Annotated in this window: 4 protein-coding genes; 1 reads left to right on the top strand and 3 read right to left on the bottom strand. The window is 73.2% G+C overall.

The genetic code is table 11. The annotated features are described in order from the left end of the window. Positions 1-10 precede the first annotated feature (10 nt). A complete protein-coding gene (locus ASF78_RS22055) occupies positions 11-1,396 on the top strand; it encodes a family 43 glycosylhydrolase (RefSeq protein ID WP_082495056.1) in 1,386 nt (461 codons plus the stop codon). Positions 1,397-1,439: 43 nt separating this feature from the next. Here the strand turns inward: ASF78_RS22055 and ASF78_RS13900 are convergent, their stop codons facing one another. The 3 genes from ASF78_RS13900 to ASF78_RS13890 all read right to left on the bottom strand — a co-directional run bounded on the left by ASF78_RS13900 (position 1,440) and on the right by ASF78_RS13890 (position 13,843). Continuing rightward, positions 1,440-4,991 carry a family 43 glycosylhydrolase gene (locus ASF78_RS13900; RefSeq protein ID WP_056590306.1) on the bottom strand — a complete coding sequence of 1,184 codons (3,552 nt, stop codon included), beginning with the start codon at positions 4,989-4,991 and terminating at the stop codon, positions 1,440-1,442. A gap of 2 nt (positions 4,992-4,993) precedes the next feature. Further along, positions 4,994-11,158: an Ig-like domain-containing protein gene (locus tag ASF78_RS13895; RefSeq protein ID WP_235518579.1), complete on the bottom strand. Its 6,165-nt coding sequence runs from the start codon at positions 11,156-11,158 to the stop codon at positions 4,994-4,996. Between the two features lie 186 nt (positions 11,159-11,344). Then, positions 11,345-13,843, bottom strand: coding sequence for a helix-turn-helix transcriptional regulator (locus ASF78_RS13890; protein ID WP_056590300.1), 2,499 nt, complete (start codon positions 13,841-13,843; stop codon positions 11,345-11,347). Positions 13,844-14,196: the final 353 nt, after the last annotated feature.

Below are 14,196 nucleotides of genomic sequence, written 5' to 3'. Positions count from 1 at the left end.
AGGAACCACCATGAGCCCAGCACGAACCCGCAGACCCCGGAGGTTCGCCGCGCTCGCGGCGGCCGCGACCTTGGTGGCCGGGGTGACGATCACGGCCCTCGCACCGGCCGCTCAGGCCGCCGCACCACCGCTGGTGTCCGCGCAGTCGGGACGGTGTCTGGACGTCAACGGCAACAGCTCCACGCCGGGCGCCGGCATCCAGATCTGGGACTGCAACGGGGTCGCCGGTCAGGGCTGGACGCTCACGTCGGCCGGTGAGCTGCGCACGTTCGACGGCACCCGCTGCCTCGACGCCCTCGACTGGGGCACGACCCCCGGCACCAAGCTCATCTCGTGGAGCTGCACAGGCGGCGCCAACCAGCGCTTCGCGTGGGGGTCCAACGGCTCGCTGGTCCACCAGCAGTCGAGGCTGTGCGTCGACGTGACCGGCTCACGCACCGCGAACGGCACCCCGGTCGCGCTCTGGACCTGCAACGGCGGCGCCAACCAGCGCTGGTCAGCGTCCACCAGCCCGGCCCCCACCTATCCGGGCCCCGGCACCATCACCGGCGCGACCTGGGCGCACGACCCGACCGTCGTCAAGCGTCCCGACGGGTCGTACCTGGTCGCGACGACGGGCCGCGGCATCCCGCTGAAGACGTCGTCGGACCGCACGTCCTGGACCGACGTCGGTGCGGCGTTCCCGAACGGCACCCCGTGGACGTCGAGCTACACCACCGGTGACCTGTGGGCGCCGGACCTGTCCTACCTGAACGGCCAGTACTACCTGTACTACTCGGCGTCGACGTTCGGGAGCATGAACTCGGCGATCTTCCTGGCCACCAGCCCGAGCGGGAACCCCGGCACGTGGACCGACCGCGGCAAGGTGGTGAGCACCACCGGCTCCAGCAACTACAACGCGATCGACCCGGACCTCGTCGTCGACCAGCAGGGCAGGTGGTACCTGAGCTTCGGGTCGTGGTGGTCCGGGCTGAAGGTCATCGCGATCAACCCGTCGACCGGCCTGCGGTCGGGGACCTCGATGACGTCGATCGCATCGCGCAACGGCAGCGGCATCGAGGCACCGGACATCTACTACCGGGGCGGGTACTACTACCTCTTCGCGTCGTTCGACAACTGCTGCAAGGGCGCGCAGAGCACCTACCGGATCATGGTCGGGCGGTCGACGTCCGTCACCGGTCCCTACGTGGACCGCAACGGCACCGCGATGACCAGCGGTGGCGGCACGCAGATCCTCGCCGGCCACGGGTCCATCCACGGACCCGGCCACTCCGCGACCCTGACCGACAGTGACGGGTCGATCCTCTTCTACCACTACTACACCGACGCGGGTGACTCCCGGCTCGGCATCAACCGGCTGGGCTGGGACTCGGCCGGCTGGCCGGTCGTCAGCTGAGCACAGGGGCCCCGGTCGTCACGACCGGGGCCCCTGTGCGTCGTCAGTCCCAGGGCCAGCGCGACCCCCGCTCCGGCTTCACGGGACCGACCGGCTCCGAGGTCGCGGAGGCTGTGACGAGTCCCGCCCCGAACCCCGTCACCCGCACCGTGAGCGACGCTCCCTCCAGCGTCGCCGGCACGGTGAACCTCTCCCCCGTCACCCCGTCGAGCCGCACCCCGTCGGCGAACCACGCGTACGCCAGGCGCACGTCGCGGGGCTGCCAGCCGGAGGTCGTCGCCCGGACGGTCTTGCCGACGCGGGCGTCCCCGGTGACCTTCACCGTCCCGGGCACCACCGCCTGCGACGGTGCGCAGTCGGGGGCGTCGGCGCGGAACGCCCACGAGGCCACCTGCGGGCCGGCCGGGAACGCGAACCCGTCGAGCGGGCGGGCCGTCACGGTGACGGTCCCCCCGAGCGGGACGGGGACGATGCCCTCGGCGGCCGCCCCGGCGACGGTGTACGCGACGCCCTCGACGGTCGGGACGGCGAGTGACCCGTCACCGGTGCACGCGGGCGCCGTGAATACGGGCGCCTGCGGAGTCACGACGACATCCGGGCACTCGGGCGCGACGAACGTGTGCTCCCACTCGGTCACGGCACCGTCGGACAGCTGGAAGCCGTCGGCCGCGCGTGCCGTGACGACGACCGTGGCGTCCGCGGCGACCTGCGTCGTGCCGGTGACGTCCTGGCCGTCGATCGCGTAGAGCACGCCCTCGACGTCCGGGATCGTGACCGTCGCGGACCCGTCGCAGGTCGGTGCCGCCTGGAACGTCGGCGCCACCGGCGTCACGACGCCGTCGGCCTCTGCGGCCCCGACCTGCCACTCGCGGATGCCGACCGAACCCTGCCCGGCCGCGGCACCCCAGGACTGCGCGACGATCCGCAGCGCCCGGGTGGTCACCGGCGCGAACTCGACGGGCTCGAACCCCTCGCTGTTCCGGCCGTACTCGCCGGACGTCAGCGTCACGTCGTGCCACGTGGCACCGTCGAGGTACTGGAGCACCCAGGACCGCGGAGCGATGAGCCCTTCGTTCTGAGCGTCGGGGACGTTCTGGTACCACCAGACGCCTCCCCGGTCGACGGTGACGTCGAAGTCCCACGTCAGCTGTGCCCACTGCTCACCGACGCGGTCCCACGTGCCCCAGCTCGCGCCGTACTTGCTCGCGTCGTCCTCGCCCCAGGCGTTCGTGCCGTCGACGAGACCGTTGACGGACTCCCAGCCCGACGTGAACGAGGTGGTCGGCGTGGCGTACGGCGCGACGTTGCCCTGGAGCTGGGCGCCGTCGCCGAGCGGCACCGACACCGTGGTGCTCGCCGTGTTGCCCGCCAGGTCCCGCGCCCGGACCACGAGCTCGTGCGGCAGCATGTCGGGCGCCGGGACGATCGCCCCGGGCTCGACGACGAGCCAGTCGCCCGTGCCGTCGAACCGGTACTCCAGCGCCGCCAGCCCGGACAGCGCGTCCGCGCCGCCGACCGTGACCGCACGGGTCGCCGCGTCGAGCGTGGCGGTGACCGTCGGTGCGGCGGTGTCCACCTTCACCGTGCGGCTCACGGGAGTGGACACGTTGCCCGCCGCGTCGGTCGCTCGGCCGGTGACCGTCGACTCGCCCTGCGCGCTGACCGGGACGTCGACGAACCGGGCGTCCGGCGTCGCGGTCCAGGCACCGTCACCGACGCGTGTCTCGATGACCGTGCGGTACGACGTGTCGTCGGCGGCGGCGACCCGGACCGTGACCGGCGAGGAGAACCAGCCGTCCTCGCCCGACGTACCGGACGTGGCGACGGTGACCGTCGGAGCCGTCGTGTCGTCACCTCCCGGGTCGACCGTGCCGCCCACGTGGACGGTCGCGGTCAGGTACCCCGCGGACTGCCCCAGCGCCCGCCCCTCGACGGTGAACGTCCCCTCGGCGGCGTACTGCGCCGGGTCGACCGGCCGCCAGTTGACGGGCGTCCAGAGGTCGCCGACGCGAACCGCCTCCGGCAGCACGGGCGCGGTGCCGACGGGCGTCGCGACGTCCACGTCCGGCAGCGTGTCGGCCTGGACCGCGTACACCTCCCACTCGGAGACCGCGACGGAGTGCACGTAGGCACCCTCGTCCTGGCCGCGGAACGTCGCCCGCAACGCGGTGGTCGTCACCGGGGTGAACGTCACCGTGTGCCACTCGTCGGTGGCCGTCGGGTACGTCGCACCCTGCACGGGTTGCCAGTCGCCGGCCTCGTCGCGGTACTCGACCACCCAGGACGCGGGCGGCCGGATCCAGTTGCCGTCGCGGTGCAGCTCGATGCCGACGCTGCCGGTCCGGACGGGGGCGTCCCACGTGTACTGGAGCCAGTCGGTCGCGTTCGAGCTCGTGGTGCCGCGGTAGTTGCCCCACTGGTCGGGCGGCAGCAGCGCGGTCGTGGCGCGGAAGCCGTCGTTGATCGAGCGGAGCGTCATGGGCGGCTGCTCGGTGAACGAGGCGGCCGCGGTCGCCTCCAGTGCCACGTTGGAGGTCAGCCGGAAGGCCGGGTCGTCGGCACGCGTCGGGACCACCGGCAGGATCCGGTCACCGTCCCACTGCACCTCGTCGATCGCGATGGACCGGCGGAAGTGCCCCCCGTTCACGGCGTCCTTGGTGTGGTACGTGATCCACCAGCGGCCCTCGTGCTCGACGATCGATGGGTGCACGGTCGTCGCGGACGTGCCGCCGAGGATGATTCCCTGGTACGTCCACGGCCCCATGGCCGACGGAGCCGTCGCGTACGCGATGCACGCCTGGTAGTTCGACGGGGTGCACTCCGACCCGCCCTGCTTCCAGTCGTACGCCAGGTAGTACGTGCCCTCGCGCTCGAACACCCAGGGCGCCTCGAAGAAGCCTGTCAGCCCGGGGATGGTCGAGATGGCGCCCGTCGTGGCGGTCATCGTCGGTTCGAGCCCGACCACCCGCGCGACGCCCCACGAGCCCCAGTACAGGTACACGCGGCCGTCGGCGTCCGTGAAGACGTGCGGGTCGATGACCTCCTGGCCGGTCGTCGACGTGCCGAACACGTCGGTCCAGGTGAGCAGCGGCTCGCCGACCGCGTCGGTCCACGGACCGAGCGGGCCGTCGGAGACCGCGACGCCGATCGCCATCCGGTTGGGCACCGCGGTGTTCTCCCACTGCACCGGCGCGTACCAGTAGAACTTGCCGTCCGCGCCGCGGGTGACGTGGCCCGCGTACGCACCGTCCCCGGTGGCCCAGTCGAAGACCTCGTCGGGGTCCAGGTTGTCGGCGTACAGGTCCCAGTCGCCCGACGCGGGGTCGGCCGTCGTGAGCACGCCGTAGTCGTGCATCTCGAAGCCACCCTGCTGCTCGGCCGCCTCGTCGTGACCGCCGTAGACGTACAGGGTCCCGTCGACCGACAGGGGTGCCGCGTCGGCCGAGTAGTACGACCCGTCCCCGAGGACCGGGTTGCCCTCGGTGTGGAACGACCGGGTGGCGGGCGGGTCCGCCGCGACGGCCGCCGACGGCCACGCCGTCAGGGACGTCGCGACGAGCACACCGGCGAGCACGGTGGTGAGTGTCTTCCTCATGATCAACGTCCCACCTTCGTGCCGTCGGAGGTGCGGCTGGTCGGGGTGTAGCCGTCCTTGGTGCCGGTCACCGTGACGGTGAGCACGGAGCCCTTGTCGGCGGTCCGCACGACGTACACCGGGAGCGTCGCGCCCTGGATCGCCTTCCCGTCCCGGTACCACTGGTAGCTCGTCGACACCGGGAACGGTGACCACGGGGTCGTGACCGCGACGACGGGCAACCAGGGCTTCGCGATGCCCACGACGCGCACGTCGTGCGCGCCGAGCTGCCCGGGTTGGACCGTCGTCGGTGGCGACGAGACCCACGCGGACGGGTCGTGCCCGGGAGCCGTGCCGCGCACCTCGACCGCGAGCACCTTGCCGACGTCGGCCGGGCGCGGGCCGTAGCTGTTGCTCGTCGCCCCGCGGACCGCCTTCCCGTCGAGCGTCCAGCGGTACTCGAGCCGTGCGTCGGCCGGCCACCCGGTCGTCTGCGCGGTGACCCGCTGGCCGACGACGGCCGCACCGAGCGCCACCGTGCCCGCCTGCACGGTCGGCCGGACCACCGCCGCGGACTCCGCGGACGTCACCGAGACGCTCTCCCAGCCGTCCAGGTACCCGGTGACCTCGACGGTCACGGTCTTGCCGACGTCCTTCGAGGTTGGCGTGTACTCGGAGCCGGTCGCGTCCTTGACCACCTTCCCGCCGACCGACCAGCGGTAGGCGAGCTCGACGCCGTCGGGGCCCCAGCCGGCGGTCTGCGCGAGCAGCACCTGACCGACCGTCGGGATCCCGACCACCTCGACGGTGCCCGCCGTGACGACGGCCTCACCGGGTCCGGCGGCCACCTCGAGCGGTGCCTCCGCGACCGACTCCCCGCTCGTCGCCCGCACCGTGTACGACCCCGCGTCGAGCGCGGCCGGCAGCGGTGCGGTGCGCAGCGAGCCGGCGCCGTCGCCGTCGGTGGCGAGCGTGCCGAGCGGGATGCCGCCCGGCTCGAGCGTCACCGCGTAGTCGGCGTCGGCCGTGCCGCCCGCCAGGGTCGCGTCGAACGCGTCACCGGCGGTGACCGGCCCCGTGGGGACGGTGAGGACCAGGGGGGCGCCGGGCGCGCTGTCGACCTCCCACTCGACGATCCCGACCCAGCCGTTCGCCGGCTTGGTCAGCGTCGCGCGCAGCGCCGTCGTGGTGACCGGGGCGTGCGTGACGGTGTCGAACTGGCCGAGCGTCGTGGTGAACCCCGACGGCTCGGGCACGGTGGCCCAGGTGGTGCCGTCCTCGAGCAGGTACTCCAGGGCCCACGACGCGGGGAGGCGGACGCCGCCACCGTCGTCGAAGAACATCAGCCTGCTCGTGGTGGTGGTGACCGGCGTGGGCCAGTCGAGGCGCGCCCACTGGGTGGCGCCCGCGATGTTCCACGTGCCCCAGGCCGAGGCCTGCGACGTGACCGGGTGGACGGCGACGCCGTCGGTGATGCCGGCCGCGCGGTTCCACGTGGTGCTTGCCGACACGCTCACCACGGCGTTGGGCGCGATGTTCACCGGCGCGTTCGGGTCCGGTGGCGGCACGTCCAGGGAGCCGACGGCCGAGACGTTGCCCGCGCGGTCGGTCGCCCTGTACTCGACGGTCGCCGCCTGCGGGATCGTCGCGCCGGAGCCGTACGTCGTCCACGCGCCACCGTCGACGCGGTACTCGATCGACGCGACGCCGGACCCCGTCTCCGTGGTCGTGACGGTGAGCCGTCGCCGCGTCTCGTCGAAGCTCGCCGCCACCACGGGTGCCGTGCCGTCGAGGTCGACCGCGACCGACTGCACCGGCGAGACCAGCCCGCCGTCGTCGGTGGCCCGGGCGCGCACGGTGTGCCGCCCGTCGCCGCTGACGGTGAGCGGACCCGTGACCTCGGTCCACGCACCGCCGTCGACCTGCGCCTCGACGAGCGGTGACGGGTCGTCCTCGTCGGTCGCGGTGACCGTGACGACGACCGGTCCGGTGAACCAGCCGCTCGCCGGACGCGCCGGCTCGGTCGTGGCCGTGACGACCGGCGGCGCGGGCGCCCCGGAGGTCACGGTGACGACGACCGTCGGCCGCTTGTCGGTGCCGGCCACGGTCCCCTCGACCGTGAACTCACCGGCTTCGGCGTACGACACCGGGTCGACCGCGTCCCAGGTCACCGGCACGGACGCCTGCGACCCGTCGTTGTAGACCGCGATCGCCCGGGCCGGGAGCACCGGCGCGGTCTCGGCGACGGTCGTCACCGCGAGCGGCTCGAACGTGTTGACCTGCACGGCGTCGGTCGGGCGCACCCAGACCGTCGCCCGCGCCAGGCGCGAGGTTCCCTGCACGAAGCCGGGCACCGTGAAGTCACCCTGGGCGGCGTACGCCTCGCCGGGGACGTCCTGCCACGTGACGGCGCGCGGCACGCGGGTGCCGTCGGCGAACACGACCTCGACCTCGTCGGGCAGCACCGGCGCGACGCCGACGAGCGTGCGGACGGCCACCGGCTCGACCGACACGGGCTCGTCCGCGAGCGCCTGCCACTCGATGATGCCGGGGTAGCTGGCGCCGTTGCGGACCAGCGTGGCGCGCAGCGACGTCGTCGTGACCGCGTCGTGAGTGACCGCGTTGAACTCACCGTCTGCCGTCGGATAGTCGCTCGCGCCCGTGACCGGAAGCCAGGAGCCGTCGGACGCCAGGTACTCCAGCGACCACGACGACGGGGGCAGCACGCCGCCGGGGTCCCGGTTGGAGTGGAACAGGATGCGCGACTCGTCGACGCGCACCGGCTCCGGCCACGTCAGCCGCGCCCAGTACGTGTTGCCCGCACCGGAGGCGGTCCCCCACGTGCCCCACGCGTCCGACTCGGCGGCCGCGGGGTAGTTCGTGTTGCCGTCGTTGATGGCGGCGACGCTGTTCCAGCCCGTGACGGCGGACGCCGTCGGGGTCGCGTCCGGTGCGACGTTGGTCTTCGCGCTGCCGCTGATCACGGCATCGACCACGACGTCCGTGCCGGTGCTCAGCTCGCCGTCCGACGCCGTGAGGCGCAGGACGTACCGGCCGGTGGTGTCGAACCGCACGACGGTGGTCGCCGCCGCGGGGCTCGCGATGACGGCCTCGGCCCCGTCCGGGGCGCTGACGACGGTCCAGCTGCTGGTCAGCGTGCCCGCCGGCTGGGCGTCGTCCGTGACGGACCCGATGATCCGCACCTGGCCCGGCTGGTCGAACGCCGGGTCCTGGTACGCGGTGACCTTCGGGGCCGCGTTGGTCGACGGTGGCGCCTCGACGCCCGTCGCGAAGGCCTGGAGCTCCTTCAGGCCCGTGCGGAAGCCCGCGGCGTGCTTGACGGTCACGCGCAGCCGGTCCGCCTGCACGGCGGGGAGCTGCACCTGGTTGAGGTTCGCCCTCGTGTAGACCGGGGTGCGCGCCTGCCCGGTGACCGGGTGCCAGCCCGCGGCGTCGTGGTACTCGAGCGTGTACAGCTCGGGTGCCGCGTAGCCCTGCACGGTCGCGGTGGACGACGAGCGGTAGAAGTACAGCCGCACGTCGTCGACGGTCTGCGTGCCGTCGAGCTCGACCTCGACCGAGTCCGTCGCGTTCGGCGAGCCCGCCGTGCCCCAGAAGGGCTCGTTGACGGTCGTGCCGTCCACCGCGCCCGCGGCACCCCTGCCCGCGGCCTCGAACGTCGCCGTCACCGGCCGGCCCGCGGCCAGGTTGGCGGAGCCCGTCGACGCCGTGGTGATGTCGGTGCCCGCCTTGGCGAAGATGTCGACCACGCGGGCGTCGTCGGCGAACCGGACCTCGTCGGCCGCGGCGAGCGTCGACGCGGACTCGGTGACCACCTGCGCGCCACCCTCGGGCAGCTCTACCGTGCCCGCCGCCGGGTCGTAGACCACGTGCGCCAGGTCGTCGACCGTGAACGCGAGCTCCCCGTCGAGGAACACCGAGTACCCCGCGGGCACGTCGGCGCCGTAGTGGTCGCCGGTCTCGTCCCACGTCACCGTGAGGTCACGGTCGTGGTACCGGATGTTGTTGGCCGTGAAGTACGGCCAGTCGATGTCGACCGGGTCGAGCTCGATCTTGCCGTCCGCGCGGCTGCGCAGGCCCATCGCGTCCTCGATGACCGTGAAGTTCGTCGCGCCGAGGATCGTGTGCTGGATCCACGAGCGGTACCCGATGGAACCGCCGTCCGCGGCCGAGCCGTTGGCCCAGAACTCGTTCTGGTTGGGCAGCCGGTTGTCGCCCTCCTGGTAGTGCGCGAACGCGTTCCAGTAGAGGAGCTGCTTGTACATCTCCGGCGTCACGTAGTCCGACGGGTAGTCGCGCAGCACCGAGGCGAACATCCGGAACAGCACCGTGGAGTTGATGACGGAGAAGTTGTTCGACCCCGGGTCCGGCGAGTCGGCCTTGTCCACCTGGTTGGCCGTGAAGAACGGGAACACCGGGTACTGGTCGGCGTCGGCGAACAGGCGCAGCGCCTCGACGTACGACGCGTCGTAGTCCGGGTCCTCCTGCTTCGGCATGAGGCCGACCGTGAACGGGTAGTAGTTGTTGATCTCCTTGTACGGGTTGAGCGTCCCGTCCTGCGTCATCTGGTGCTTGAGCAGGTTCCCGTACAGGCCGACCTGGTCCGGCGTCGTCTGCGCCGGCTCCCACAGGTGCTCCAGGACCGCCGACCGCACCCGCGTGGCCAGGTCCTCCATGTGCTGCGCCTTCGCGGTGTCCCCCGCGACGCGGAAGAACTCGGCAGCCGCCTTCGCGTTGGAGTACAGGTACGCGCTCTCGGTGCGGTCCATGTTGTCGCCGTGACCGGGCCAGTGGAACGACACCGCGTCGGCGTCGTTGCCCGTCATCGCACCCCAGCTGTACTCGATGAGGTCGTTCCCGTTGCCGTCGTACGCGTCGAGCAGGCCCTCGACGTCGTCCATCGAGTGCTGGCCGAGGGTGCCACCGATCGCGCCCGGGCCGCCGTGCAGCTCGTACGCCCGCCACGCGGCCTCGGTGATGTACTGCGTGTACGAGTTCGACCAGTTGGCCGGGTCGCCCGGGTTGTCGACGAACTTGCCCCTCTTCGACACCTCGCCGACCGCCACGGCGGGCCCGTACGCGTACGTCGGGTCGCGGAAGTACTTGAGGTCGTCGACGAACATGCCGACCGTGAGCACGATCGCGTTGTTGTAGCCGAGCACGCCCTCCATGGACGTCGGGAACTGGTAGTCGTTGCCCGGGACGTCGGCGTCGAGGTAGTTGTAACGCATCAGCCACCAGCGGTAGAAGAGCGTCTTGTCGATGTTGTCCTCAGGCGTGTCGAGGTACGGGATGTTCTCCGCCCACCACCGGTTGTACGCGGTGACGTGCGCGCCGAACGCCTCGGCCGGGCTCGCCGCCCGGGCGGCGGCGTAGCCGGACGCGGACCCCGGGAGCTCGTCGACGAGCATGCCGAGCTGGAGCTTGGTGCCCGCCGTGCCGTTCGCGGGGACGGCGAGGTCGCCGACGAGCGCGCCCGGCGTGGCCGTGAACCCGTCGCCGGACAGCCGCGGGTAGACCGTGGTGATCGAGTTGAACGCCCGGACGGCGCCCACCAGCTCGTCGCCCTCGGCGTGCGTGGTCAGCGGCGACGTGGCGCTCAGCGTGACCGTGCGCGCGGCGCCGGACGAGTCGGTGACGTCGACGTCGGCCACCAGCACGTCGTCGTCGGTGATGAACTTCGTCTGCCGCAGCGTGAGCCCGCCGCCCGTGAACACGCTGGAGAAGTACGACGGGGTCTGCCTGCGCTGCGACGGCTGCTCGGTGAGGGTCACGGGTGCGCCGTCTGCCTGAACCGTGAACGTGAACGCTCCCCCGCGGCCCAGCGACTCCCAGTAGGCCACGTCCCCGCCCCAGCCGAGCGCGGCGGGTGCGTGGCTCTTCATGAACACGGCGCGGCCGCGCGTGAACGCCACGCGGTTCTCGTCGGCGTCGAACCCCGGCCCCGTGCGCGCGAGCATCCGGTCCACCCAGAAGTCGGTGCCGGGTGCGCTGCCGGCGCCGGCCGCGACGTCCGCGTCGAACACGCGCTGCAGGTACGGCGACGGGCCGTACTCGACCCCGGTGTCGGGGACGGGCGTCGCCGATCCCTCGAAGACCGGCATCCCGAGACTGCTCTGCGGGACCTCCGCTCCGGGGACCGCCGACGCGGCGACCGGGAACGACACGGCCACGACCGAAACGACGACAAACGAGGTTGCGAGCACCCGGGCACGGCCAGATGCGAGGAGCGAAATCTTCACGTCCGGAACGCCTCTCTCCATTGAGAATGCGAGGAATGTCAGGAGCGTCGCATACGCGGTGGAGAGGCCGCAATGGTTTTCGGTCTTTTCGGTCCGTCGATCACCGACGGCTCAGGCGGCCGGGAGCTGCCCCAGCAGACCACGCAGGTGCGCCAGGAGCTCACCACGGGAGTGCAGGTCCAGGCGCTGCCGCATGCGCGCGACGTGGTGCTCCACGGTCTTCGGGGAGATGTACAGCCGCTCGGCGATCTGCCGGTACGTCTGACCGTCCACCACCAGACGGGCCACCTCGAGCTCACGCCCGCTGAGCGGGGTCGTCCCCACCGCCCCCGGGACCGCACCGCCGGGACGCCGCGCGGTCGAGGGCCGGTCGTCCCGTGCGGGCCGCAACGACCGGGCGACCTGGAGCAGCCCGACCATCGACGCGCGATCGGGCGTCCGCGCCGCGGCGTGCCCCACCAGGCGGGCACCGTCCCACGCCAGCCCGACGCCGACCAGCCGTCGGGCGGCCCGCTCGACGGCGGACGGGTCGACACGCGCACCGAGGACCTGCAGCCACACCCGGGCGGCGTCGGCGAGCACCTCGGCGTAGTGGCTCTCCCGCGCGGCGGCGGCGAGGGGCCGGGTGTGACGCTCCAGCCAGTCGGGACGTTCGGCGACGATCGCGACCTGGATGCCGTACCAGTGGTGCGGCGCCGACCAGAGCACGGGACGACCCAGCCCTTCGAGCAGCGCGACCGCCTGCACCAGGTGCGACGCGACCCGCGACGCCTCGTTCACACGTGCCGCCGCGACGGCGATCTCGCCGAGCGGGAGCAGCCCGAACAGGTCCGGCGGGCGGCGGACGACCACCTCGAGCGCCGCGGGCCACGCCTCGACCAGGGCGGCGAGGTCGTTGCGCCGACGGGCCAGGCCGACGTCGACCGCGCGGGCGAAGAGCTCGTCGCGCGCACCCAGGCGTCCACCCGCGCAACGACCCGCGGCGGCGACCTGCTCGGCGGCCTCGTCCAACCGGCCGTCCAGCATCGCGGCCCACGCGAGCAGGAGACGGTGCCGCGGCTGTGCGACCGGCCCGCCGAGCCCGGAGGCCACCGCCTCCCGCAGCGTCGTCGTCGCGTGCACGCTCGCGCCGCAGTGCAGCGCCACCAGCGCCGCGAACGCCGCCGGGGTGTCCGGGAGCAGCGCACCGCGACCCCGTGACCGCAGCACCGCCGCCGACTCGAGCAGCGTCGGCAGCGCCACCGTCCCGTCGCCGTCGAGCGACTGCTGCACGCCGCGCACCATGGCCTCGCGTGCCCCGTCCTCGAGGCTGGGCGGGTGCGTCTCCGTCGGCCAGTCCGGGAGGCGGCCGGCGGCCCGGCCGGTCGCGAGGGCGGCGAGCGACCACAGCTGTGCCGCCGCGACGTCGCCGGCGTCCGCCAGCGGTCGGTACACCGCGGCGGCGTGACTCTCCAGACCCTCGTGCGCCAGCGCCGCGCCGAGGACCCGCGCTGCTTCCCCGGCGCGTGGACCGGTCGAGCGGGTGAGCGCCTCGTCGGCGAGGCGGGTCGCTGCCTGCACGTCACCGGCGAGCGCGCAGCTGCGCGCGCGGTCCACGGCGAGTGCGTCCCGGTCCGCCCCGACCGCGACCGCGTCGGCGAACAGCTGAGCCGCACGCGCCGGGTCACGGTCCACCTGCTCGTACGCGGCGCGGGTGCGGAGGGTGGCGAGCCGCGCGTGATGGACCGTGACGCCCGCCGTCCGCCCCACGATGTCGAGCACCGGGTCACCACGGTCCTCGAGCGCGCGCAGCACGTTCCCGAGGACCGTGGCTCCGCGGTCCGGCGCCGCGGTCGCCAGCACGGCGTCCCGCACCGAGGGCACCACCGACCCGTCCGCGCACACGAGCCCGCTGACCCGGACGCGCTCGAGCGCGTCGACGACCTCGGAGGGACCCCGGCCGAGGGCCGCGGTGACCGAGACGGGATCGACCGGGGCGCCCAGGCACATCGCGAGCACGACGTCCCGGATCAGCGGCAGGTCGCCGTCGCCGACACCCGCGAGCCGTCGCACCGGGTCCCACGCGGCGAGGACACCGGTGCGGTCCCACGGCTGCGGCCCGATGCCGTCGGCGGCGTCCAGCACCGCGTCGACGAGGCACAGCACCCCGTTCGTGCACGCCGTCAGGGCCTCGATCGCGGGACCGTCCAGGTCCCTGCCCAGACGGTGCCGCGCCCGCACGGCGACCTGGTCGCGGTCGAGCGGGTCCAGGCACACCGTCGTCCCGCGCGCCCCGATGAGCTCGCGCAGCTCGCCCAGACCCTGCTCGACCGGCCACGGGCGGAACGCGACGGTGACCTGCGCCCCGGGCCGGTGGGCCGCGGCGACGATCCGCCGCACCGCGTCGTCGGCGAGCGCGTGCACGTCGTCCACGATCAGAGGGTTGCCATCCCCGTCGCGCTCGTCCAGGTGCGCGTACAGGGTCCGCACCGACGCCAGCGCGAGAGTCTTGCCGCTGCCCCCCGGACCCGTCACCGCGACGAGCCGCGGTGCGCCCGGGTCCGCCCTGATCGTCCGGAGCAACCGTTCGACCTGGGCGACCCCGTGCGTGGTGAGGTCGTCAGACTCCATGCCTCGTCCCCCGTCGCGGCGTGCCGCGCCCCCGTCCGCCCACGGCGCCCGGCGCCGTCGAGTGCCACGCCGGTTGCTTCGGCGTCGGCCTCGCACGGGTGGTGCACTGCTCGTCGGTGCTGGCCCGGCTCCGTCGCCGTGGCCCTCCCCCACCGCATGATGCCCCCGGGGAGGGGGAAACGCACCTTCCGTCCCGATTTCTCCCCCGACCCCGCTCGGCGACCACGAGCCGGACGCTGCCGTGTCGTCCCTGGTCAGCAGTCCAGGAGGGCCACGACCGGCCGACGGGGCGACGCCGCCGGACCGGCGGATTTCACCCCCGCCCCGAGGCCGACCCACCCGTGCACCACGGA

Source organism: Cellulomonas sp. Leaf334 (assembly GCF_001424195.1).
Lineage (GTDB): Bacteria > Actinomycetota > Actinomycetes > Actinomycetales > Cellulomonadaceae > Cellulomonas.
This window is presented reverse-complemented; position numbering and strand designations above follow the sequence as displayed.